Here is a 22,278-nt window from a genome sequence, read left to right as displayed (position 1 = left end):
TCTCAACGCCCGACCGTACTCCCGAGTGCCCGCCCGCTGTCAGTGAGCCGGACTAGACTTCCACGCTGTCCACCCACGCCACCCGCAGAGTTCCCCCGGAGGCCAACGTCGTGTCGAAGCCGCCCTTCACGCACCTGCACGTTCACACCCAGTACTCGCTGCTGGACGGTGCCGCGCGGCTGAAGGACATGTTCAACGCGTGCAATGAGATGGGCATGACGCATATCGCGATGTCCGACCACGGGAATCTGCACGGGGCGTACGACTTCTTCCATTCGGCGAAGAAGGCGGGGGTGACGCCGATCATCGGGATCGAGGCGTATGTGGCGCCGGAGTCGCGGCGCAACAAGCGGAAGATCCAGTGGGGCCAGCCGCACCAGAAGCGCGACGACGTGTCGGGTTCGGGTGGTTATACGCACAAGACGATCTGGGCGGCGAACCAGACGGGCCTGCACAATCTGTTCCGGCTGTCCTCGGACGCGTATGCCGAGGGCTGGCTGCAGAAGTGGCCCCGGATGGACAAGGAGACGATCTCCCAGTGGTCGGAGGGGCTGATCGCCTCGACCGGGTGTCCTTCGGGTGAGCTGCAGACGCGGTTGCGTCTGGGGCAGTTCGACGAGGCGGTGAAGGCGGCTTCGGAGTACCAGGACATTTTCGGCAAGGACCGGTATTTCCTGGAGCTGATGGACCACGGAATCGATATCGAGCGCCGGGTCCGTGAGGATCTGCTCCGGGTCGGCAAGAAGCTCGGTATTCCGCCGCTGGTGACGAATGACTCGCATTACACCTATGCGCACGAGGCGACGGCGCATGACGCGTTGCTGTGCATTCAGACGGGCAAGAACCTGTCGGATCCGGATCGTTTCCGTTTCGACGGGACGGGTTATTACCTGAAGTCGACGGACGAGATGTACGCCGTCGATTCCTCCGACGCCTGGCAGGAGGGGTGTGCGAACACGCTCCTGGTGGCGGAGCAGATCGACACGACCGGCATGTTCGAGAAGCGCGACCTCATGCCGAAGTTCGACATCCCCGACGGCTTCACCGAGGTCACCTGGTTCCAGGAGGAGGTCCGGGTCGGCATGAACCGCCGCTACCCGGGCGGCGTCCCCGAGGACCGCCAGAAGCAGGCCGAGTACGAGATGGACATCATCATCCAGATGGGGTTCCCGGGGTACTTCCTCGTGGTCGCCGACTTCATCATGTGGGCCAAGAACAACGGCATCGCGGTCGGCCCCGGCCGAGGCTCCGCGGCAGGATCGATCGTCGCGTACGCCATGGGCATCACCGACCTCGACCCGATCACGCACGGACTGATCTTCGAGCGGTTCCTCAACCCCGAGCGCGTCTCCATGCCCGACGTCGACATCGACTTCGACGAGCGTCGGCGCGTCGAAGTGATCAGGTACGTGACCGAGAAGTACGGCGAGGACAAGGTCGCCATGATCGGTACGTACGGAAAGATCAAGGCGAAGAACGCCATCAAGGACTCCGCGCGCGTCCTCGGCTACCCCTACGCCATGGGCGACCGGCTCACCAAGGCCATGCCCGCCGACGTCCTCGGCAAGGGCATCGACCTCGACGGCATCACCAACCCCACCCACCCGCGCTACAGCGAGGCGGGCGAGATCCGGGGGATGTACGAGAACGAGCCGGACGTCAAGAAGGTCATCGACACCGCCAAGGGCGTGGAGGGCCTGGTCCGGCAGATGGGTGTGCACGCGGCCGGCGTGATCATGTCCAGCGAGCCGATCGTGGACCACGCCCCGATCTGGGTGCGGCACACCGACGGCGTCACCATCACGCAGTGGGACTACCCGCAGTGCGAGTCGCTCGGCCTCCTGAAGATGGACTTCCTGGGCCTGCGCAACCTCACGATCATGGACGACGCCGTCAAGATGGTGAAGGCCAACAAGGGCGTCGACCTGGAGATGCTCAGCCTTCCGCTGGACGACCCCAAAACCTTCGAACTGCTCTGCCGCGGTGACACCCTCGGCGTCTTCCAGTTCGACGGCGGCCCCATGCGCTCGCTGCTGCGCCAGATGCAGCCCGACAACTTCGAGGACATTTCCGCCGTCTCGGCCCTGTACCGGCCGGGCCCGATGGGAATGAACTCGCACACGAACTACGCCGAGCGCAAGAACGGCCGCCAGGAGATCACTCCGATCCACCCGGAGCTCGAAGAGCCCCTGAAGGAGACCCTGGGCCTCACCTACGGCCTGATCGTGTACCAGGAGCAGGTGCAGAAGGCCGCGCAGATCATCGCCGGTTACTCCCTCGGCGAGGCCGACATCCTGCGCCGCGTGATGGGCAAGAAGAAGCCCGAGGAGCTGGAGAAGAACTTCGTCCTCTTCCAGGCGGGCGCCAAGAACAAGGGCTATTCGGACGCCGCGATCCAGGCCCTGTGGGACGTCCTGGTGCCCTTCGCCGGATACGCGTTCAACAAGGCGCACTCGTCCGCGTACGGCCTGGTCACCTACTGGACCGCGTACCTGAAGGCGAATTACCCGGCCGAGTACATGGCGGCGCTCCTGACGTCGGTGAAGGACGACAAGGACAAGTCGGCGGTGTATCTGAACGAGTGCCGCCGCATGGGCATCAAGGTGCTGCCGCCGAACGTGAACGAGTCGGTGCACAACTTCGCGGCGCAGGGTGACGACGTGATCCTGTTCGGCCTGGAGGCGGTGCGCAACGTCGGCACGAACGTGGTCGAGTCGATCATCCGGTCGCGGAAGGCGAAGGGGAAGTTCGCCTCGTTCCCGGACTACCTGGACAAGGTGGAGGCGGCCGCGTGCAACAAGCGCACGACGGAGTCGCTGATCAAGGCGGGCGCGTTCGACACGATGGGGCACACCCGCAAGGGTCTGACCGCGCAGTACGAGCCGATGATCGACAACGTGGTGGCGGTCAAGCGCAAGGAGGCCGAGGGGCAGTTCGACCTCTTCGGCGGGATGGGCGATGACGACTCCGACGAGCCCGGGTTCGGCCTGGACGTGGAGTTCTCCACCGACGAGTGGGACAAGACCTATCTGCTCGCCCAGGAGCGGGAGATGCTGGGTCTGTACGTCTCCGACCATCCGCTGTTCGGCCTGGAGCACGTGCTCTCCGACAAGGCGGACGCGGGCATCGGGCAGCTGACCGGTGGCGACTTCTCCGACGGCGCGGTCGTCACCATCGGCGGGATCATCTCCGGGCTGCAGCGCAAGATGACCAAGCAGGGCAACGCGTGGGCGATCGCCACGGTCGAGGACCTGGCGGGCTCCATCGAGTGCATGTTCTTCCCGGCGACGTACCAGCTGGTGTCCACGCAACTCGTCGAGGACGCCGTGGTGTTCGTCAAGGGCCGCCTCGACAAGCGTGAGGACGTCCCCCGCCTCGTCGCCATGGAGATGCAGGTCCCCGACCTGTCGAACGCCGGGACCAACGCCCCCGTCCTCATCACCATCCCGACCGTGAAGGTGAGCCCGCCGATGGTCACGCGCCTCGGCGAGATCCTCAGCCACCACCGGGGCAACAGCGAGGTGCGGATCAAGCTCCAGGGCGCGCAGAAGACCACCGTGCTCCGGCTCGACCGGCACCGCGTGAAGCCCGATCCGGCGCTCTTCGGCGACCTCAAGGTGCTGCTCGGCCCGTCCTGCCTGGCGGGCTGACCCCACCGCGAGCGGCGCGGGCGACGCGCACGGCGGCAATCGCATGGCCAAGGGGCGCACCCGGACCGGGTGCGCCCCTCATGTGTGCCTGTGCGGGCGTCAGTTGTGGCCGAAGCGGCGCTCGCGGTGCTTACGGGCGACATCGCCGGGGTTCGCCTCGGCCGCGGACTTGGCCTGTGCCTCCATGGCGGACTGCTGGGCCTGCTGCTGACCGCGCTCGGCCTGGGCGGCGGCCTTCTGGTTGCGATCGCGGTTCTTGTTCTTGGCCATGGTGATCTTCCTCCTGAGGGTGATCGAGGGGCCAGGACGCGACCAGACTCACATAGGTCTGCAAAAGGCGCATTTTGGATAATTACCGTGCGTCATAGGGGGACTCGCGGAGGCACTCGAAAGGGGCCACGCAACGCGTTCGGGCGGATACGCCACGCCGAAGATCGAGTTCGGGCCGTTAACCTCCGCGAGGTCGGGCAGACTCGAAGGAAACCCGAAGTGACCTCCAGGATCCGCGGGAGCTCCCGATCCGCGAAATCGCCGGATCCCTGGCCGGGATCTGTGGGATCTTCGGGCACCTTCAGGAATCTTCCAGGAAAGAGGGTGGATGGCGTGGACCGCTGCATCGTCCTGGTGGACGCCGGGTATCTGCTGGGAGCCGCCGCGAGCCTCCTCGCGGGAGAGCCGTCCCGGTCCAGGATCACCGTCGACCACACCGCCCTCATCCAGGGTCTGCGCGAGCGCGCCGAGTCCGACACGGAGCGCCCGCTGCTGCGGATCTACTGGTTCGACGGCGCCCCCGACCGCGTACCCCAACCGGAGCACCGCAGGCTCCGTGTGATGCCCCGCGTCACCGTCCGCCTGGGCGCCCTGACCCGCAGCGACGGCCGCTGGGCGCAGAAGGGCGTGGACGCCGCCATGCACGCCGAGCTGACCGAGCTGGCCCGCAACCGCGCCTGCTCCGACGTCGTGCTCGTCACCGGCGACGGCGATCTGCTGCCCGGCATGATGGCCGCCAAGGAACACGGCGTCGCCGTCCACCTCTGGGCCGTGCAGGCCGCCGACGGCGACTACAACCAGTCCGAGGACCTGGTCGCCGAGGCCGACGAGCGGCGCGTCCTCGACCGCGTCTGGATCACCAAGGCCGTCCGCGCCAAGGAACTGACCGGCGTCTGCGCCCCGCCGCCCGCCCCCCGCCCCGAGATCGCCGCGATCCTCTCCGCCCCGCTGCCCGAGTCCGCGCTCACCGCGAGCCCCGAGCAGGCCACCGCCGCCCCGCACCCCGCCGCGCCGCCCCGCGTCCAGGAGAACGGGGACCGGAATCCGGCCACGAAGGGCGTGCCCACCCCCAAGGACCTCGCGGCCCTGCGCGCCCCCGGCGTCAAGGACCCCAAGGAACCGGCGAACGCGACCCTGCGCTGGTCGTCCGACAGGGGCTGGGTGGACCGCCCCGGCACCCCCGCCGAGCCCCCGGAGGCCGCGGCGCTGCCCACCCTCGCCCAGCTCACCACGGCCGAGCAGCGCTGGGCCGACCGGGAGGAGGACATCACCACCGTCGGTGGCGACCCCTACGAGGTCGGCCAGGTCTTCGCCCGGCGCTGGATGGGGCGCCTGCCCGAGCAGCACAACCTCCAGAAGCTCGGCGCGATGTACCCGCGCATCCCGCACCGCATCGACGGCGAGCTGCTGCGCTACGCCGCCAGGTTCGGGCTGCTCGCCCACAAGGACGACCAGATCGACGAGCACGACCGGTACGCGATCCGGGCGGGCTTCTGGCGCGAGATCGACGTACGGACCGCCGCCGAGCACGCTCCGGCGGGGGAGTGAGGGCCGTTCCGGCGGGCGGCGCGGGTCCCCTCCTCGGTGGGGACAGGGGGCGCGAGAGCCGCCCCGCGCGCCATACCGGACACAGGACCCCGTACCCTCGTCCTTCGTGAGTACGCGCGCGGCACAGGCAGTCCGACAGGGGCTCCGGCAGGGGCACGGCAGCGATGCCGTCTGCGTCGTGCGTGACCTGGTCAAGGTCTATCCCGCCGCCCGGGGCAGGCGCGGCAGGCCCGCCACGCCCGAGGTCCGGGCCAGCGACGGCCTCGGCATCGAGGTCGGCCGCGGCGAGATCTTCGGCCTCCTCGGACCCAACGGCGCCGGCAAGTCCACCCTCGTGCGCCAGCTGACCGGGCTGATGCGGCCCGACAGTGGCAGCGTCCACGTCCTCGGCCACGACATCGTGCGCCACCCGGAGCGTGCCGCCCGGCTCCTCGCCTATCTGGGCCAGGAGTCCACCGCCCTGGACGAGCTGACCGTCTCCCTCGCCGTCGAGACGACCGCGCGCCTGCGCGGCCTCGAGACCGCCCGCGCGCGGGCAGAGCGCGACGACGTCCTGGAGGAGCTGGGGCTCACCGCCCTCGCCTCGCGGCCCCTGAAGAAGCTCTCCGGCGGCCAGCGCAGGCTCGCCTGCTTCGCCACCGCCCTGGTGGGGGAGCGGCGGCTGCTCGTGCTCGACGAGCCGACGACCGGCATGGACCCGGTGGCGCGGCGCGCCGTGTGGGGCGCCGTCGACCGGCGCCGGGCCGAGCGCGGCACCACCGTCCTGCTCGTCACCCACAACGTCATCGAGGCCGAGACCGTGCTCGACCGCGTCGCCGTGCTCGACCACGGCCGGGTCATCGCCTGCGACACGCCCGCCGGGCTCAAGGAGCAGGTCGCCGGGGAGGTCAGGGTGGAACTCGTCTGGCGCGAGCGGGCGCCCATCGACGTGCCCGAGGTCGCCGCGCTGCGGTCCTCGGCGGTCGAGTCCGGGCGCAAGTGGACGCTGCGGCTCGCGCCCGAGGAGGCGCGGGCGGCCGTCGCGGCGGTCACCGGCGGCGGCGCCTTCGCCGCCCTTGACGACTTCACGCTGGCCACGCCCAGCCTGGAAGATGTGTATCTCGCCCTGGGCGGGCGGGGCGGGGACGGGCTGGTGAAGGCGTGAGCCCGGTGCGCCCGAGGGCGCTGCTCGGCGCCCGGGACCGTGCGGGGGCGCCCGTGCGGCGCGCAGTAGTCAGGCCAGTCGGTAGGAAGGTTGTCCGTTGAGTGCCGTTCCCCTGGAAGCCGTCGTGCGTGCCGAGGACCGCGCCGCGGAGGTGACGGACCCCGTCGCGCCGCTCGGGGCCCGGGCGCGGCTCCTGCCGGCCCTGGGGGCCGTCTACCGGGCACAGCTGTCGCGGGCCCGCGTCGCGCGCATCCCGCTGCTCTTCGTCGCCACCTTCCAGTCCGTCGGCATCATGATCCTGATGCGGGGCGTCGTGGACGGCGGCGGCGAGGCCCACGCCGTCGTCGCCGGGTCCTCCGTCCTCGTGGTCGCGTTCGTCGCGCTGAACCTGCTCGCCCAGTACTTCGGCCAGCTCCGCGGCGACGGCGGCCTCGACCACTACGCCACGCTGCCCGTGCCGCCCGCCGCCGTCGTCCTCGGCGCCGCCGCCGCGTACGCCTCCTTCACCGTGCCCGGTACCGTCGTCACGGCCGTCGTCGGCTGCGGGCTCTTCGGCCTGCCGCTGACGCACCTGTGGGTGCTCGCCGCCGTGATCCCGCTCTCCGGCGCCGCCCTCGCCGGGCTCGGCGCCGCCCTCGGGCTGCTCGCGCCGCGGCCCGAACTCGCCACCCTGCTCGGGCAGATGGGCATGTCCGCCGCGCTCCTGCTCGGGGTGCTCCCGGCCGAGCGGATGCCCGAGTTCCTGCAGTACGCCCGCGATCTGCTGCCCTCCACGTACGGCGTGGAGGCCCTCGCCCGGACCTTCGGGGCCGACCCCGACTGGGGTGCCGTCGCGCTCGATCTCGGCGTCTGCGCGGGCGTCGGCGTCGCCTCCCTGGCCGTCGCCACCTGGGCCTACCGGCGGGCCGCCGTCCGCTGACGCCGATCCGCCGTCCGGTGGCGCGGTTCTCAGGCGGAGCTGGCACCATGTGTGCGTGACCGCACCGCTGACACCCTCCCAACCGCCGCACGACCGCCCCGAAGACAGCGACGCCGACTCCTCCGGCCCCGACAACCCCTGGCGGGAACCCGCGCGGTCCTCGGGGTACGCGGCCGAGGCGGCGCACGAGGAGGGCGAATTCCCCGTGCCGACCGACCTGAAGGCCGACGTACGGGACGCCGTAGTGATCATGGTCGCGGTCGCGGCCAGCGGAGTGCTGCTCGGGTTGCTGTGGCTGTGGCTCGCGCCCACCGTGCCGCTCATCGCCGACAAGACGGCCGTCTACCTCAAGGACACCGAGGGCGAGCAGGCCATCGGCGTCGACGGAACGTTCACTCTCCTCGGCCTCGCCTTCGGCCTCGTCAGCGCGGTCGTCGTCTTCCTCCTGCGGCGGCGCGGCGGCATTCCGCTCGTCGTCGGGCTCGCCGCGGGCGGGCTGCTCGGGGCCGTGCTCGCCTGGAAGGTGGGTGTCTGGGTCGGGCCCGAGACGGATGTGGCGGCGCACGCGGAGGCTGTGGGGGTGGGGGTTGTCTTCGACGCGCCCATGGAGTTGAAGGCCAAGGGGGTGCTGCTTGCGTGGCCCGTTGCTGCGATGGTCTTTCAGCTGGTGCTCACGGGGTTGTTCGGGCCCCGGGATCCGGAGCCGTTCTCGTCGTACGAGGGTTCGTACCGGGACGGGTACGGAGCGCCTGAGCGGTAGGGGGCCCTGCCGGGGGCTCCCCAACCCCGCCCCTTCCCGAAACTGGGGGCTCCGCCCCCAGACCCCCGCTCCTCAAACGCCGGAGGGGCTGAAATACGACAGCAGCACCTGATCCAGCCCGTCCGGCGATTGAGGACGAGGCGCGGAGCGCCGACAACGGGGTCCGGGGCGGAGCCCCGGTTTCGGGAAGGGGCGGGGTTGGGGAAGGTCACCCCCGGTCGCCTCTACGCCGGGCGGCGGCCATGGTTGGACTTGCCCTTCCTGGTCCGCCACTTCCGCTTGCGTGTTTTCTTCGACATGGGTGTGGTCCTAGTCGAGGACCGGCCCCCCGTCGAGGGGTCACGCACGCCCGATCGGGGCGAGCACCGCACCGGTGAGAGCGGCGAGATCGCCGGGGGAGAGCTCGACCTCGAGCCCGCGGCGCCCGGCCGAGACGCAGATCGTGGGGTGGCCGGAGGCCGACTCGTCCAGGACGGTACGCAGGCGTTTGCGCTGGCCGAGGGGCGAGATACCCCCGCGTACGTAACCGGTGGTGCGCTCGGCCGCCACCGGATCCGCCATCGTGGCCCGCTTGCCGCCGACCGCCGTGGCGAGGGCCTTCAGATCGAGGGTGCCCGCGACCGGGACGACCGCCACGGTCAGCTCCCCGTCGACGTCGGCGACCAGGGTCTTGAAGACGCGGTCGGGGGAGACGCCCATGGCCTCGGCGGCCTCCTGGCCGTACGAGGGGTGGGCGGGGTCGTGGTCGTAGGAGTGCACGGTGAAGGCGGTGCCCGCCGCGGTGAGGGCGACCGTGGCGGGGGTGCCACCGGCCTGCGTCTTCTTCTGCTTCTTCGCCACGCTGCTCGCCAACTTCCGCGGGTTCGTACGTGAGGGGTTCCGGCCGCGCCTCAGTTGAGGCTGGTCGTGCCGCGCGTCAGCTCCGTCGCGGGCAACGACGGCAGGTTACGGATGATGGCGGTCTCGGCGCGCAGCAATTTCAGCTCGGCGCGCAGCCGGGCGGCCGTGTCGGGGGCTTCGAGGAGTTCCTGCTTGGTGGGGGTGTCGAGGACGGCGGCCGCCGCGACCAGGTAGGACACGACCGACGGCTCGTCGGGGAGTTCCGCGGTGGTCGACAGGGACCGCTCGCGGGCGCCCGCGAGCCGCTTCTGGTACGAGCGGAAGGCGCGCAGCACACCCTCGGCGAGCGCGCCCGCCTCCTCGCCGGGCTCCTCCTGGAGCGGTTCGAGCTCGCCGACGAGGTAGGGCCCGGAGGCGTCCACCGAGCGCAGCCGCACCCGGGTGGTGCCGGTGGCGAGGACCTCGAAGCCGCCGTCCTCGCGCTCCCGGATGGTCGCCGCGTCCGCGACGCAGCCCACCTCGTGGAACGCCTTCAGCGGGTCGTCGCCGAAGCCCGCGCCGGGGCCCTGCTCGGGCTGCGCGGTCTGGTCGGGCAGGCCCGGCGCGCTGGGCGCCACTTCCCGGCCGTCACGGATCGCCACGACCGCGAACTGCCGCTGCTCGTCGTCGGGAACCTTCAGGAGTTCGCGCATCATGGCGCGATAGCGCTCCTCGAAGACGTTCAGGGGCAGTACGAGCCCCGGGAACAGCACCGAGTTGAGCGGGAAGAGCGGAAGCCGGACGGTCGTCACGATCCGAAAGCCTAACGGCCGTCGGCACCCCGGCCGTCCGCGTCGCCGTGCCGGGGGCGCAGCGGCGTACGTGCCGCGACCTCTATCCGCACCCCGTCCCTCAGCTCGAGGAACTGCCCGAGCGGGTCGTCGGACAGCCGGTCCCAGGGGAACGACGTCGCGTACGGGCCGATCAGGCGGAGCTGGTCGAGGGCGTCGTCCCAGCGCTCCAGGCGGATCAGGACGTACATGAGGAGGTTGCGGACCTCGGCCGGCCAGGGGTCGGCGGCGGCGTACTCGCCCGACAGGGCGATGGCCAGGTCGGCCGCCTTGTCCAGGCGCTCGCGCGGCAGGTTTCCGGCGGCGCTGGTGAGGTACGCGAACGCGGCGCGCACCGGCAGTGCCTGTATCAGCGAGCCGGGCAGCGCGTCGGCCGCCGCACGCTCCGCGAAGTGGAAGCACTCGGCGTGCGAGCCGTACCAGGCCGCCGACAGGTACATCAGGGCCGAGGCGTGGCAGCCGTAGTGGTACGAGGAGCGGCGCACCGCCTGCGCCCACAGCTCCTCGAACTCGGTGTGCGAGGCGTGCGTGCCGCGGGCGTGGTCGAGCGCGATGCGCCACGGCACCGGGTCGCGCGGGTCGGCGTCGGCGGCGGCCGTGAGCAGCGGGCTGACCTCGCGCAGGAGCTCCGCGCGTGCGGGCGACTCCCAGCCGCGGACGACGGCCAGCTCGGCCTTGAGCAGCAGGGCGTCCGGGTCGTGCGGGGCGGCGGACAGCCAGTCGTCGAACCACTCGGGGCGGGAGCGGGCGAAGGCGGCGAGGCGGGTCGCGTACCGGTCGCGGTTCTCCCACTCGGCGGCCTCGCGGGTGGTGGCGAGCAGCTTGGCGGCCGGGCCGTACTCGCCCCGGCCTGCCGCGACCAGGGCGGGCCCCAGGCGGTCGTCCGGCACGTCGAGCAGCACTTCGTCGTCGGGGGTGAGGCCGTCGGCCAGGCGGGGGGTGTGCCGGATCATGCGGGCGGTCCGGACGAAGGCGCGCAGCAGCGGCATCTGGCTGTCCCCCTTCGCGCCCCGACCGGCGCCGCTCCGTGGGGCGGGGCGCCGGTCACCGTGGCCGGTGTCGTGGTCGGTGCTGCAGCCCGCTCGTGGTCCGCGAGCGGGTCTCTTGCTGGTCGCGTGTGTTGACGGGCGAGGTGGGTCGAAGGTTGCCCCGCGCCGGATAACGGTTCAGCCGCGAAGCGCGGGCGCCCGCACGGCGCACGTCCCCGGCCCGGCTCCGGCGCGCCCGGCCCCCCCCGGGGGGGCCTCAGCTCCGTCGCAGCAGCCGCGTGGCCCCCGCCGCCACCGTCGTCGCCAGGATCCAGCCGAGGAGGATCAGGACCGCCGCGAGCCACTGCCAGCCGCCGCGGAGCTGCCAGTAGCTGTCCTGGCCCAGGTTGATGACGGGCAGGAGGAGGTCGAGGGCGAAGAGGGAGGGGTTCCAGTTGGGGTGTTCGCCGGGTTTGAGCGGGGGGTGGTCGGCGCGGGAGAAGGCGATGGCGCTCGCCGCCCACAGGACCGCCATCCACAGCGCGGCCCGGCCGGGGCGGTAGCCGTAGGCCACCGTCCAGTCCTGTGCGTACCCCCAGAGCTTGGCGGCGGGGGGCAGGGTCTCGCGGCGGCGGCGCTGCTTGGCGAGCAGGACCTCGCGGGCGTCGGCGTCCTCGCCGCCGTTGCGCAGGACGGTGGCGAGCTTCTCGTACGGCTCGGGGTTGTACTCGGGGGTGGCCGCCGCCACCCACGCGAGGCGCCGCGACAGCGGGAAGCTGCCCTGCGGGATGAGGTTCTCGTAACTGAAGCCGCCCATCTGGAGGTTGCCGGGGCCGGGCCAGCTGGAGGCGCGGTCCATCAGGTTGACCACCCGCGCGCCGGACAGCACGATCTTGCCGCGCCGGGGCGCCTCGGACAGGAAGCGCAGCTCGGGCGTCTGGACGCGGCGCAGCGACACCTCCTGGTCGTTCTGCAGGGTGAAGCGGGCCTGGCCGAAATCCACCGCGTCGCCGAAGCGCCCGTCGTCCAGGCGGATGCCGCCCTCGCACTCGAAGCGCTGCACACGGGTGCCGCGCGCGGGTGTCGTGCCGCTGGTCTGCGGGGGATTGCCGACGCCCGCCGGGGTCAGGTAGAGGGTGCGCTCGACGGTCAGCTGGGGCGCGTTCAGGGCGCGGCGGCTGTAGGGATTGGCGAGGCGGCTGCCGCGCAGGCTCAGGCTGACGCCGACCTTCGCGCCGCGCAGGCTCAGCTCGCCGTGCGACTCCAGCATCTCGGCCTGGAGGTCCTGGCCGACCGTCATGCCGTCGCCCATGATCGAGCGGCCGCGCCGGTCGCGGTAGACCACGGCCTGGTTGAGCAGCAGGTCGGTGCCGATGTGGGCGTCGGTGAGCCGCATGCCGTTGTGCAGGCGGCAGCGCGGCAGATGCAGATCGCCCTCCGTGTGCAGGCGGGCGGCCTCCAGGCGCGGGATGGAGCAGTCGACCAGGCGCAGCGTGGTGAAGCGCGCCTCGGGCAGCAGGACCTCCTTCTCGAACCGGCAGCCCTTCAGCTCCGTGTACGGCACGACCGTGCCGCCCGCCAGGTCCAGCACATCCGTGATCTGCAACCCGGCCAGCTTCAGGGACGACACCCGGCCCGCGAGCGCGGGCGGGCCGTCGAGCAGCAGCCAGCACACGATGCGGGCCCGGACGCTGCGCTCGGGGCCCCAGGGATACCCGCCGTGCGGGTCGTCCTCGGCCGCGTCCCCCGACCGCAGGTCGTACACGCTGCCGTTGCGGAACGCCTGCCACATGCCGATCTCCGCTGCGGTCAGCCCGTCCGGCGGGTCCCCGATGCCGGTGTCGTCGACCACTGCTGGTGTCCTCCCGTGTGTTCGCCGGTGTACTCGTGTCTCGTACACCTGTTCATGCCCGCTCCGTGACCGCCTGAACGCTAGTGGTGAACACGGACTTCCGTTAATTCGCCGGATGGAACGTCCGGGTCCGGGGGGCCTGTATCAGCCACTGATACAGGCGACCGGCCGCCGATGGCGGTCTGAGAGAATTGGCCACGTGATCTCTCGAATCGATCTGCGCGGCGACGCCCTCCCCGAGGGCAACGCCCTGCGCGCCCTGCTGCCCCGTGCCGACTTCGATGTCGCGGCCGCCCTGGAGAAGGTGCGGCCGATCTGCGAGGACGTGCATCATCGCGGCGACGCGGCGCTGATCGAGTACGCGGAGAAGTTCGACGGCGTGAAGCTGGAGCACGTCCGGGTGCCCGCCGCCGCGCTCGCCGAGGCCCTCGCGGGTCTCGCCCCGGACGTCCGCGCGGCCCTGGAGGAATCCATTCGCCGCGCCCGCACCGTCCACCGCGCCCAGCGCCGCGCCCCGCACACCACGCAGGTCGTGCCCGGCGGCTCGGTCACCGAGAAGTGGGTGCCGGTCGAGCGCGTCGGCCTGTACGCACCGGGCGGCCGCTCCGTCTACCCGTCCTCAGTGATCATGAACGCCGTGCCCGCGCAGGAGGCCGGTGTCGCCTCCATGGCGCTCGCGTCCCCGCCGCAGGCCGACTTCGGCGGCCTGCCGCACCCGACGATCCTCGCCGCCTGCGCGCTGCTCGGCATCGACGAGGTGTACGCGGTCGGCGGCGCCCAGGCCGTCGCGATGTTCGCGTACGGCACGGACACCTGCGCCCCGGCCAACATGGTCACGGGCCCCGGCAACATCTGGGTCGCCGCCGCCAAGCGGTACTTCACCGGCCGCATCGGCATCGACACCGAGGCCGGGCCGACCGAGATCGCGATCCTCGCCGACGACACCGCCGACCCGGTGCACGTCGCCTCCGACCTGATCAGCCAGGCCGAGCACGACCCGCTGGCCGCCGCCGTCCTGGTCACCGACTCCACCGACCTCGCCGACGCCGTGGCCAAGGAGCTGGAGCCGCAGGTCGCCGCGACCAAGCACGTCGAGGACCGGATCGCCCCGGCCCTCGCGGGCAGGCAGTCCGCGATCGTCCTGGTCGACGGCCTGGACGAGGGCCTGCGCGTCGTCGACGCGTACGGCGCCGAGCACCTGGAGATCCAGACCCGCGACGCCGCCGCCGTCGCCGACCGCGTGAAGAACGCGGGCGCGATCTTCGTCGGCCCCTGGGCGCCGGTCTCCCTCGGCGACTACTGCGCGGGCTCCAACCACGTGCTGCCCACGGGCGGTTGCGCGTGCCACTCCTCGGGCCTGTCCGTCCAGTCCTTCCTGCGCGGCATTCACATCGTGGACTACACCCGCGAGGCCCTGGCCGACGTCGCGCACCACGTGGTGACGCTCGCCGAGGCCGAGGACCTGCCCGCGCACGGCGCCGCCGTCAAGGCGAGGTTCGGATGGAAGGTGCCGAACCAGTGACCAGGATCGACGACCTCCCCGTCCGCGACGAGCTGCGCGGCAAGTCCCCGTACGGCGCGCCCCAGCTGGACGTCCCCGTCCGCCTGAACACCAACGAGAACCCCTACCCGCTGCCCGAGCCGCTGGTCGAGCGCATCGCCGAGCGCGTGCGCGAGGCCGCCCGCGACCTGAACCGCTACCCGGACCGGGACGCGGTCGAGCTGCGCACCGAGCTCGCGCGCTACCTCACCCGCACCGGCGGCCACGAGGTGACGCGCGCCCAGGTGTGGGCGGCCAACGGCTCGAACGAGGTCATCCAGCAGCTCCTGCAGACCTTCGGCGGCCCGGGCCGTACGGCCATCGGCTTCGAGCCCTCGTACTCGATGCACGGCCTGATCGCCCGCGGCACCGGCACCGGCTGGATCTCGGGCCCGCGCCGCGAGGACTTCACGATCGACCCGCAGGCGGCGGCGCGCGCCATCGCCGAGAACGCGCCGGACATCGTCTTCATCACCACCCCCAACAACCCCACGGGCAACGCCGTCTCCGCCGAGACGGTCGTGGCGCTGTACGACGCCGCGCAGGCTGCCAAGCCGTCGATCGTCGTGGTCGACGAGGCGTACGTGGAGTTCAGCCACGGCGCGTCGCTGCTTCCGCTGCTGGAGGGCCGCCCGCACCTGGTCGTCTCGCGCACGATGTCGAAGGCGTTCGGCGCGGCCGGGCTGCGCCTCGGCTATCTCGCCGCCGACCCCGCGGTCGTCGACGCGGTCCAGCTGGTGCGCCTGCCGTACCACCTGTCGGCCGTCACCCAGGCCACCGCCCTGGCCGCCCTGGAGCACACGGACACCCTCCTCGGGTACGTGGAGCAGCTGAAGGCCGAGCGCGACCGCCTGGTCACCGAGCTGCGGGCGATCGGCTTCGACGTGACCGAGTCCGACGCCAACTTCGTGCAGTTCGGGCGGTTCGCGGGCGAGGGCGCCACCCACGCCGCCTGGCAGCGGATCCTCGACCGGGGCGTGCTCGTCCGGGACAACGGAGTGCCGGGGTGGCTGCGGGTGTCCGCGGGAACCCCCGCCGAAAACGACGCGTTCCTCGATGCGGTACGCGAACTGAAGAAGGAGCAGAGCGCATGAGCCGCGTTGGCAGAGTCGAGCGGACCACCAAGGAGACCTCGGTCCTCGTCGAGATCGACCTCGACGGCACCGGCAAGGTCGACGTGGCGACCGGTGTCGGCTTCTACGACCACATGCTCGACCAGCTGGGCCGCCACGGCCTGTTCGACCTCACGGTCAAGACCGACGGCGACCTGCACATCGACTCGCACCACACCATCGAGGACACCGCCCTCGCCCTGGGCGCCGCCTTCAAGCAGGCGCTCGGCGACAAGGTCGGCATCTACCGCTTCGGCAACTGCACGGTCCCCCTCGACGAGTCCCTCGCCCAGGTGACCGTCGACCTCTCCGGCCGCCCCTACCTGGTGCACACCGAGCCGGAGAACATGGCGCCGATGATCGGCGAGTACGACACGACGATGACCCGGCACATCTTCGAGTCCTTCGTCGCCCAGGCGCAGATCGCCCTGCACATCCACGTGCCCTACGGGCGCAACGCGCACCACATCGTGGAGTGCCAGTTCAAGGCCCTCGCCCGGGCGCTGCGCTACGCCAGCGAGCGGGACCCGCGCGCGGCCGGCATCCTCCCCTCCACGAAGGGCGCGCTGTAAGCCATGAGCGGTACCTCCACCCTGCTGTTCTTCGTCGGGCTCTTCCTGCTCGGCGGCGTCTACTCCTTCGTCAAGCAGAAGCAGTCCAAGAGCCTGATCACGCTGCTCTCCATCGGCGCGGGCATGTGCCTGATCGCGGGCGTGGTCCGCCTGGAGGTGTGGAATTGACCTCCGCGGCTCCACGTAAGCGGGTCGTCGTCTTCGACTACGGCTTCGGCAACGTCCGCTCCGCCGAGCGGGCCCTGGCCCGGGCGGGCGCCGACGTCGAGATCACCGGTGACTACGACAAGGCCATGAACGCCGACGGCCTCCTGGTGCCGGGCGTCGGCGCCTTCGAGGCCTGCATGAAGGGCCTCACCGAGGCGCGCGGCGACTGGATCGTGGGCCGCCGCCTGTCCGGCGGGCGGCCCGTGATGGGCATCTGCGTGGGCATGCAGATCCTCTTCGCGCGCGGCATCGAGCACGGCGTCGAGACCGAGGGCCTGGACGAGTGGCCCGGCACGGTCGAGCCGCTGAAGGCCGACATCGTCCCGCACATGGGCTGGAACACCGTCGACGCGCCCGCGGGCTCCGAGCTGTTCAAGGGCCTCGACGCCGACGAGCGCTACTACTTCGTGCACTCCTACGCGGTCCACGACTGGTCCCTGGAGACGGTGAACCCCGCCCTGCGCGCCCCGCTCGTCACCTGGGCCACGCACGGCGAGCCGTTCGTCGCGGCCGTGGAGAACGGCGCCCTGTGGGCCACCCAGTTCCACCCCGAGAAGTCCGGCGACGCCGGCGCCCAGCTCCTCACCAACTGGATCGGAACCCTGTGAGCACCCTCGAACTCCTCCCCGCCGTCGACGTCCGCGACGGCCAGGCCGTGCGCCTCGTCCACGGCGAGTCCGGCTCGGAGACCTCCTACGGCTCCCCGCTGGAGGCCGCCCTGGCCTGGCAGCGGTCGGGCGCCGAGTGGCTGCACCTGGTCGACCTGGACGCCGCGTTCGGCACCGGCGACAACCGCGCCCTGATCGCCGAGGTCGCCGCCGCCATGGACATCAAGGTCGAGCTGTCCGGCGGCATCCGCGACGACGACACCCTCGCCGCCGCCCTCGCCACCGGCTGCACCCGCGTCAACCTCGGCACGGCCGCCCTGGAGACCCCCGAGTGGGTCGCCAAGGTCATCGCCGAGCACGGCGACAAGATCGCGGTCGGTCTGGACGTGCGCGGCACCACGCTGCGCGGCCGCGGCTGGACCCGCGACGGCGGCGATCTGTACGAGACCCTGGAGCGCCTCAACGCCGAGGGCTGCGCGCGCTACGTGGTCACCGACATCGCCAAGGACGGCACGCTCCAGGGCCCGAACCTGGAGCTCCTGAAGAACGTGTGCGCGGCCACCGACCGCCCCGTCGTCGCCTCCGGCGGCGTCTCGTCCCTGGACGACCTGCGGGCCATCGCGGAGCTCGTGCCGCAGGGCGTCGAGGGCGCGATCGTCGGCAAGGCGCTGTACGCGAAGGCGTTCACGCTGGAGGAGGCTCTCGCGGCGGTGGCGTCGTCATGACCGGGGACATCCGCCGGGTGGGCTCGGGCGGGCCGTGGGAGGAGTCCATCGGCTACTCCCGCGCCGTCGCGCTGCCCAACGGCCTGGTCCTGGTGTCGGGCTGCACGTCCGTGGTGGACGGCACGATAGACGCGGGCACGCCGTACCAGCAGACGCTCAACGCCTTCCAGGTCGCCTTCGACGCCCTGAAGAAGGTCGGCCTCGGCCCCGAGCACGTGGTGCGCACCCGGATGTACCTGACGCACGCCCGGGACGTGGAGGACGTCGGCCGCGCCCACAAGGAGCTGTTCGACGCCGTCCGCCCGGCCGCGTCCATGCTCATCGTCTCCGGCTTCATCGACCCGAGCCTGGTCGTCGAGGTCGAGGTGGAGGCGTACGCGCCCGCCGGGCAGGGTGATGCCGCATGACGCTCGCCGTACGGGTCATCCCCTGCCTGGACGTGGACAACGGCCGCGTCGTCAAGGGCGTCAACTTCCAGAACCTGCGCGACGCGGGCGACCCCGTCGAGATGGCCAAGGTGTACGACGCCGAGGGCGCCGACGAGCTGACGTTCCTGGACATCACGGCGTCCTCCGGCGACCGCGAGACGACGTACGACGTGGTCCGCCGCACCGCCGAGCAGGTCTTCATCCCGCTCACCGTCGGCGGCGGCGTGCGGGCGGCCGAGGACGTCGACAAGCTCCTGCGGGCCGGTGCGGACAAGGTCGGCGTGAACACCGCCGCCATCGCCCGCCCCGACCTGATCCGCGAGATCGCCGAGCGCTTCGGGCGCCAGGTGCTCGTCCTGTCGGTGGACGCGCGGCGCACGGAAGCGGGCACGTTCGAGGTCACCACCCACGGCGGGCGCAGGTCCGCCGGGATCGACGCCGTCGAGTGGGCGCACCGGGCGGCCGAGCTCGGCGCGGGCGAGATCCTGCTGAACTCGATGGACGCCGACGGCACGAAGGACGGCTACGACATCGAGATGATCGAGGCGGTCCGCAAATACGTCAGCGTCCCTGTCATCGCCTCGGGCGGCGCGGGCCGCCTGGAGCACTTCCCGCCCGCCGTCGCGGCGGGCGCGGACGCGGTGCTCGCCGCCTCCGTCTTCCACTTCGGCGACCTGCGCATCGGCGAGGTCAAGGAGACGCTGCGGTCGGCGGGACACCCCGTCCGCTAGCTCCGCGCCACCGGGCCCCGGTCCACCTCAGGGTGGCCGGGGCCTTCTCGCGCACAGATGCGAAGGAAAAGTTGCGCAAAACTAATTGCGCAACTTTTCCTTCCTGTCTAGCGTGAAGGGCATGAGCGACAAGCCCGGACAGAAAGACAAGCCCGAACAGCCCGAACAGCCTGGACAGTCCGAACAGCCCGGGCAGGGCGAGCGGAGCGCGGGCGGGCAGCCCGAGGACCGCCGCATCACCGACCTCGGCACGCTGAAGGCCTTCGGCCATCCGCTGCGCCTGAAGCTGTACCGCTCCCTGTACGTACGCCGCAGGGCGACGGCCTCCCAGCTCGCCGAAGAGGTCGACGGAGCCGTCTCCCTGGTCAGCTACCACCTGCGCAAACTCGCCGAGCACGGCCTCATCGAGGAGGCGCCGGGCGTCCACCGGGGCGACGGCCGCGAGCGCTGGTGGCAGCCCGCGCAGCAGGGCCTGAGCCTGCACCGGCGCGACTTCGAGGACGCCCCCGAGAAGCTCGCCGCGCACAGCGCCGTGACCCGCGTGATCGTCGACCAGCGCACCGACGCCTACCTGCGCTACCTCGACGAGCAGCCCGCCTGGAGCCCCGAGTGGCAGGCCGCCGCGGACGGCTCCGACTACCTGCTCCGGCTCACCGCCGCCGAACTCTCCGACCTCTCCGACGAGGTGCGCGCCGTCATCAAGAAGTACGTCGGCTCCGGCAACGCCGCGCACGAGGCGGGCGACGACGAAGGGCGCGAGAACGTCGCGCTGCACCTCTACAGCTTCCCGTTCCGGACCTGAGGGGCCCACCCGTGACCGTCACCCGGATCCGCACCGCCCCGGCCACCGGGAAACCCGCCCACCGCGACGGCAACGTCCTGCGCTGGCTCGCCGCGTACACCGCCTCGATGATCGGCGACAGCGTCTACTTCGCCGCCCTGTCCTGGGCCGCCGCCCGCAGCGGCAGCGCGACCCAGACCGGCCTCGTGCTCGCCGCCGGTGCCGTGCCGCGCGCCGTCCTGATGCTCGGTGGGGGAGTCGTCGCCGACCGGTTCGGGCCGCGCCGCGTGGTGCTCGGCAGCGACGCCGCGCGCTGCCTGGTGACCCTCGCGCTGGCCGGGGTCCTGCTGATGTCGACCCCCGCGGTCGGGCTGCTCGTGGCGGCGGCGCTGCTCTTCGGCGTGGTCGACGCGCTGTTCCTGCCGAGCGTGGGGGCCCTGCCGCCGCGGCTCACCGCTCCGGGGGAGCTGGCCCGGGTGCAGGGGATGAAGGTGCTCGCCCAGCGGGTCGCGACGGTGACGGCGGCCCCGGCGGGCGGCATGGCCGTCGCGCTCGGCGGACCCGCGGCGGGGTTCGCCGTGGCGGGGCTGCTGTTCGCCCTCTCGCTGCCGCTCCTGCTGGCCGTGCGGGTGCGCGAACTGCCCGCCGACGACCGGGTCGACGCCGCGGAGTCCGCCCGGCGGCAGCTCCTGAGCGGCCTGCTGTATGTGCGCGGGCACAAGGTGCTCGCACCCCTGATGGTCGTCATCGCGGTGACCGAGATGGGCTTCTCCGGACCGGCCAACGTAGGGATCGTGCTGCTCGCCGACGAGCGGGGCTGGGGCGCGGCCGGGATGGGGTGGATCGTCTCCGGGTTCGGCCTCGGAGCGGGGCTCGCCGCACTCGGCGTGGCCGTGCGGGGGCGGGCGCGGCGGGCCGGGGCCGTCCTGTCGTGGACGGCGCTGCCGGGGGCGGCGGCGCTCGCGGCCCTGGCGTTCGTGCCCTCGGTCCCGGCGGCGGCGCTCGCGGCACTCCTGGTCGGACTGCTGCTCGGGCTCGGCGGGGCCCTCGGCGGCGCGCTGCTGCAGACGGTCACCGAGCCCGCGTACCTGGGGCGGGTCACGTCGGTGGCGAGCCTGCTCACCCTCGGGGTGCCGCCGCTGTGCTACCCGCTCACCGGGGTCGCGATCGGGCTGTGGGGCGTCGGTCCCGTGTTCGTCGCGGGGGCGGTGGTGACCGGGGTGGGCGGTGTGGTCGGGCTCCGGTGGCTGCGCGGCGCCGAGCTCGCTCGGTGACTGCGGGGTCCTGCGGATGCGCGCTGCGTATGCGGAGCCCATGCTGGAGGTGACCGACGAACAGCAAGGAGGTCGGCGATGTCTGTGATGGACAAGCTGAAGCAGATGCTCAAGGGTCACGAGGACAAGGCCGGACAGGGCATCGACAAGGCCGGTGACTTTGTCGACGACAAGACCCAGGGCAAGTACAGCAGCCAGGTCGACACGGCCCAGGACAAGCTCAAGGGGCAGCTCGGCGCCGACCGGCCGGAGGAGCCGCCCCAGCGGTGACGTGGGACGGGCACGGACCACGGCCGCGGCAGGAGCTCACAGGGCCTGCCGCGGCCGTCCCGGTTCCCGGTAGGACACGGACTCCCGGTGTTCCCGGTAGGACACGGACTCCCGGTTCCCGGTAGGACACGGACCTGACGGTCAGAGGCCCAGCTGCTTGGTCTCGTGCAGCCGCGCGACCGCGTCCTTGTCGCCCTCCAGCTCCACCTCCGCCGCCTCCTGGCGCCCGAAGGCGAACATCAGGAGCTCGGCGGGCTCACCCGTCACCGTGACCACGGGGGCGCCGCGGTGGGCCACCGCGGTCTGCCCGTCGGGTCGGCGCAGGACCAGGCCCACCGGGGCCTTGCGGCCGACGACCCGGGCCATCCGCTCTAGCCGGGACCACAGGGCCTCGGCGAAGACGGGGTCCAGCTCGCGCGGCGTCCAGTCGGGCTGCGCGCGCCGCACGTCCTCGGCGTGGACGTAGAACTCCACGGCGTTCGAGGCCTCGTCGACCTGCTTCAGGTTGAACGGCGAGAACCGCGGCGGGCCCGTCCGGATCAGCTGGATCAGCTCCTCGTACGGCTTCGCGGCGAACTCCGCCTGCACCCGCTCCAGGCGCCCGGCGAGCTGCTTGATCAGGATTCCGCCCGCGGCGTCCGCGCGTCGCTCGCGCACCACCACGTGGGCCGCGAGATCCCGGGTGGTCCAGCCGTCGCAGAGGGTCGGCGCGTCCGGGCCGGCCGCCTCCAACAGATCGGCGAGGAGGAGTCGTTCACGCTTGGCATGGGTCGACATGGAGCCAGCCTACGACCGGGTGCCCGGTCCGGACAGTGGACGTCCGACGGGCGCGCGCCGCGCGGGCGGCACAATGGCCCCATGACCGCATCGCCGCAGCCCAGCAGCCTCGACCCGGAGATCGCCGCGCGCCTGAAGCGCAGCGCCGACGGCCTGGTCCCCGCCATCGCCCAGCAGTACGACACCGGTGAGGTGCTGATGCTCGGCTGGATGGACGACGAGGCGCTGCACCGCACCCTGACGACGGGCCGCTGCACGTACTGGTCCCGCAGCAGGCAGGAGTACTGGGTCAAGGGCGACACCTCCGGCCACTTCCAGTACGTCAAGTCCGTCGCCCTCGACTGCGACGCGGACACCGTCCTCGTCCGGGTCGACCAGGTCGGCGCCGCCTGCCACACCGGCACCCGCACCTGCTTCGACACCGACGTGCTCGCCGTGGCCGACGCCCCGGCGCCGGGTCAGTAGGGTCTTG

Annotated in this window: 23 protein-coding genes; 17 read left to right on the top strand and 6 right to left on the bottom strand. The window is 71.9% G+C overall.

The window, feature by feature from the left end; translation table 11 throughout:
- Window positions 1-110: 110 nt before the first annotated feature.
- Window positions 111-3,650, top strand: a complete 3,540-nt coding sequence (dnaE, locus tag ACZ6AA_RS31575) for a DNA polymerase III subunit alpha (protein ID WP_468449006.1) — start codon at window positions 111-113, stop codon at window positions 3,648-3,650.
- Between the two features lie 99 nt (window positions 3,651-3,749).
- On the opposite strand, the gene ACZ6AA_RS31570 is transcribed toward dnaE, so the two are convergent.
- The gene (locus ACZ6AA_RS31570) at window positions 3,750-3,920 is read right to left on the bottom strand and encodes a hypothetical protein (protein WP_468449004.1); all 171 of its coding nucleotides are present in this window, start codon (window positions 3,918-3,920) and stop codon (window positions 3,750-3,752) included.
- A 333-nt stretch (window positions 3,921-4,253) separates the two neighbouring features.
- Between ACZ6AA_RS31570 and ACZ6AA_RS31565 the strand changes: the two genes are divergently transcribed.
- The 4 genes from ACZ6AA_RS31565 to ACZ6AA_RS31550 all read left to right on the top strand — a co-directional run bounded on the left by ACZ6AA_RS31565 (window position 4,254) and on the right by ACZ6AA_RS31550 (window position 8,291).
- The gene (locus ACZ6AA_RS31565) at window positions 4,254-5,468 is read left to right on the top strand and encodes an NYN domain-containing protein (RefSeq protein ID WP_468449002.1); all 1,215 of its coding nucleotides are present in this window, start codon (window positions 4,254-4,256) and stop codon (window positions 5,466-5,468) included.
- Between the two features lie 106 nt (window positions 5,469-5,574).
- A complete protein-coding gene (locus ACZ6AA_RS31560) occupies window positions 5,575-6,612 on the top strand; it encodes an ABC transporter ATP-binding protein (protein ID WP_468449000.1) in 1,038 nt (345 codons plus the stop codon).
- A gap of 97 nt (window positions 6,613-6,709) precedes the next feature.
- Complete coding sequence (locus tag ACZ6AA_RS31555; RefSeq protein ID WP_468448998.1) at window positions 6,710-7,531, top strand: ABC transporter permease; 822 nt, start codon at window positions 6,710-6,712, stop codon at window positions 7,529-7,531.
- A 55-nt stretch (window positions 7,532-7,586) separates the two neighbouring features.
- On the top strand, window positions 7,587-8,291 hold the full coding sequence (locus tag ACZ6AA_RS31550; RefSeq protein WP_468448996.1) for a DUF2567 domain-containing protein: 705 nt from the start codon (window positions 7,587-7,589) through the stop codon (window positions 8,289-8,291).
- A 339-nt stretch (window positions 8,292-8,630) separates the two neighbouring features.
- Here ACZ6AA_RS31550 and ybaK read toward each other — a convergent pair whose 3' ends face one another.
- The 4 genes from ybaK to ACZ6AA_RS31530 form a co-directional block, all read right to left on the bottom strand.
- Window positions 8,631-9,131: a Cys-tRNA(Pro) deacylase gene (gene ybaK / locus ACZ6AA_RS31545; RefSeq protein ID WP_468448994.1), complete on the bottom strand. Its 501-nt coding sequence runs from the start codon at window positions 9,129-9,131 to the stop codon at window positions 8,631-8,633.
- 50 nt (window positions 9,132-9,181) lie between these two features.
- On the bottom strand, window positions 9,182-9,922 hold the full coding sequence (locus ACZ6AA_RS31540; protein WP_468448992.1) for an LON peptidase substrate-binding domain-containing protein: 741 nt from the start codon (window positions 9,920-9,922) through the stop codon (window positions 9,182-9,184).
- A gap of 11 nt (window positions 9,923-9,933) precedes the next feature.
- Window positions 9,934-10,950 (bottom strand): hypothetical protein, encoded by a 1,017-nt coding sequence (locus ACZ6AA_RS31535; protein ID WP_468448990.1) that lies wholly within the window; start codon window positions 10,948-10,950, stop codon window positions 9,934-9,936.
- Between the two features lie 256 nt (window positions 10,951-11,206).
- Window positions 11,207-12,721, bottom strand: coding sequence for an oxidoreductase (locus ACZ6AA_RS31530; RefSeq protein WP_468450112.1), 1,515 nt, complete (start codon window positions 12,719-12,721; stop codon window positions 11,207-11,209).
- A gap of 259 nt (window positions 12,722-12,980) precedes the next feature.
- On the opposite strand from ACZ6AA_RS31530, the gene hisD reads away from it, so the two are divergent.
- From hisD to ACZ6AA_RS31475, 11 genes are all read left to right on the top strand, one after another.
- Window positions 12,981-14,303: a histidinol dehydrogenase gene (gene hisD / locus ACZ6AA_RS31525; protein WP_468448989.1), complete on the top strand. Its 1,323-nt coding sequence runs from the start codon at window positions 12,981-12,983 to the stop codon at window positions 14,301-14,303.
- On the top strand, window positions 14,300-15,415 hold the full coding sequence (locus ACZ6AA_RS31520) for a histidinol-phosphate transaminase (protein WP_471461676.1): 1,116 nt from the start codon (window positions 14,300-14,302) through the stop codon (window positions 15,413-15,415). The genes hisD and ACZ6AA_RS31520 overlap by 4 nt, the downstream gene beginning before the upstream one ends.
- A complete protein-coding gene (gene hisB, locus ACZ6AA_RS31515) occupies window positions 15,412-16,005 on the top strand; it encodes an imidazoleglycerol-phosphate dehydratase HisB (RefSeq protein WP_468448985.1) in 594 nt (197 codons plus the stop codon). The genes ACZ6AA_RS31520 and hisB overlap by 4 nt, the downstream gene beginning before the upstream one ends.
- 3 nt (window positions 16,006-16,008) lie before the next feature.
- On the top strand, window positions 16,009-16,173 hold the full coding sequence (locus ACZ6AA_RS31510) for a hypothetical protein (RefSeq protein WP_030361641.1): 165 nt from the start codon (window positions 16,009-16,011) through the stop codon (window positions 16,171-16,173).
- Window positions 16,170-16,820 carry an imidazole glycerol phosphate synthase subunit HisH gene (gene hisH, locus ACZ6AA_RS31505; protein ID WP_468448983.1) on the top strand — a complete coding sequence of 217 codons (651 nt, stop codon included), beginning with the start codon at window positions 16,170-16,172 and terminating at the stop codon, window positions 16,818-16,820. Before ACZ6AA_RS31510 ends, hisH begins: the two co-directional genes overlap by 4 nt.
- A complete protein-coding gene (priA, locus tag ACZ6AA_RS31500; protein ID WP_468448982.1) occupies window positions 16,817-17,545 on the top strand; it encodes a bifunctional 1-(5-phosphoribosyl)-5-((5-phosphoribosylamino)methylideneamino)imidazole-4-carboxamide isomerase/phosphoribosylanthranilate isomerase PriA in 729 nt (242 codons plus the stop codon). Before hisH ends, priA begins: the two co-directional genes overlap by 4 nt.
- Window positions 17,542-17,952 carry a RidA family protein gene (locus ACZ6AA_RS31495; RefSeq protein ID WP_468448980.1) on the top strand — a complete coding sequence of 137 codons (411 nt, stop codon included), beginning with the start codon at window positions 17,542-17,544 and terminating at the stop codon, window positions 17,950-17,952. Before priA ends, ACZ6AA_RS31495 begins: the two co-directional genes overlap by 4 nt.
- A complete protein-coding gene (hisF, locus tag ACZ6AA_RS31490; RefSeq protein WP_468448978.1) occupies window positions 17,949-18,704 on the top strand; it encodes an imidazole glycerol phosphate synthase subunit HisF in 756 nt (251 codons plus the stop codon). Before ACZ6AA_RS31495 ends, hisF begins: the two co-directional genes overlap by 4 nt.
- Window positions 18,705-18,825: 121 nt before the next feature.
- Window positions 18,826-19,506: a winged helix-turn-helix domain-containing protein gene (locus tag ACZ6AA_RS31485; RefSeq protein ID WP_468448976.1), complete on the top strand. Its 681-nt coding sequence runs from the start codon at window positions 18,826-18,828 to the stop codon at window positions 19,504-19,506.
- Window positions 19,507-19,517: 11 nt separating this feature from the next.
- Window positions 19,518-20,759, top strand: a complete 1,242-nt coding sequence (locus ACZ6AA_RS31480; RefSeq protein WP_471461660.1) for an MFS transporter — start codon at window positions 19,518-19,520, stop codon at window positions 20,757-20,759.
- Between the two features lie 78 nt (window positions 20,760-20,837).
- A complete protein-coding gene (locus ACZ6AA_RS31475; protein WP_164325846.1) occupies window positions 20,838-21,029 on the top strand; it encodes an antitoxin in 192 nt (63 codons plus the stop codon).
- Window positions 21,030-21,170: 141 nt separating this feature from the next.
- On the opposite strand, the gene ACZ6AA_RS31470 is transcribed toward ACZ6AA_RS31475, so the two are convergent.
- Window positions 21,171-21,806, bottom strand: coding sequence for a TIGR03085 family metal-binding protein (locus ACZ6AA_RS31470; RefSeq protein WP_468448972.1), 636 nt, complete (start codon window positions 21,804-21,806; stop codon window positions 21,171-21,173).
- An 81-nt stretch (window positions 21,807-21,887) separates the two neighbouring features.
- Between ACZ6AA_RS31470 and hisI the strand changes: the two genes are divergently transcribed.
- The gene (gene hisI / locus ACZ6AA_RS31465; protein WP_468448970.1) at window positions 21,888-22,271 is read left to right on the top strand and encodes a phosphoribosyl-AMP cyclohydrolase; all 384 of its coding nucleotides are present in this window, start codon (window positions 21,888-21,890) and stop codon (window positions 22,269-22,271) included.
- Window positions 22,272-22,278 lie beyond the last annotated feature (7 nt).

Source organism: Streptomyces sp. NPDC040610 (assembly GCF_055594065.1).
The sequence above is the reverse complement of the archived record's forward strand: the minus strand, read 5'-3'. Positions and strand labels throughout refer to the sequence as shown.

What these genes read in the sequence shown, in the direction of transcription:
- ACZ6AA_RS31570 (WP_468449004.1), bottom strand. Translation starts at nt 3,920, where the DNA reads ATGGCCAAGAACAAGAACCGCGATCGCAACCAGAAGGCCGCCGCCCAG.
- ACZ6AA_RS31535 (WP_468448990.1), bottom strand. Translation starts at nt 10,950, where the DNA reads ATGCCGCTGCTGCGCGCCTTCGTCCGGACCGCCCGCATGATCCGGCAC.
- ACZ6AA_RS31530 (WP_468450112.1), bottom strand. Translation starts at nt 12,721, where the DNA reads ATGTGGCAGGCGTTCCGCAACGGCAGCGTGTACGACCTGCGGTCGGGG.
- hisB (WP_468448985.1), top strand. Translation starts at nt 15,412, where the DNA reads ATGAGCCGCGTTGGCAGAGTCGAGCGGACCACCAAGGAGACCTCGGTC.
- ACZ6AA_RS31510 (WP_030361641.1), top strand. Translation starts at nt 16,009, where the DNA reads ATGAGCGGTACCTCCACCCTGCTGTTCTTCGTCGGGCTCTTCCTGCTC.
- ACZ6AA_RS31495 (WP_468448980.1), top strand. Translation starts at nt 17,542, where the DNA reads ATGACCGGGGACATCCGCCGGGTGGGCTCGGGCGGGCCGTGGGAGGAG.
- hisF (WP_468448978.1), top strand. Translation starts at nt 17,949, where the DNA reads ATGACGCTCGCCGTACGGGTCATCCCCTGCCTGGACGTGGACAACGGC.
- ACZ6AA_RS31485 (WP_468448976.1), top strand. Translation starts at nt 18,826, where the DNA reads ATGAGCGACAAGCCCGGACAGAAAGACAAGCCCGAACAGCCCGAACAG.
- ACZ6AA_RS31475 (WP_164325846.1), top strand. Translation starts at nt 20,838, where the DNA reads ATGTCTGTGATGGACAAGCTGAAGCAGATGCTCAAGGGTCACGAGGAC.
- ACZ6AA_RS31470 (WP_468448972.1), bottom strand. Translation starts at nt 21,806, where the DNA reads ATGTCGACCCATGCCAAGCGTGAACGACTCCTCCTCGCCGATCTGTTG.
- hisI (WP_468448970.1), top strand. Translation starts at nt 21,888, where the DNA reads ATGACCGCATCGCCGCAGCCCAGCAGCCTCGACCCGGAGATCGCCGCG.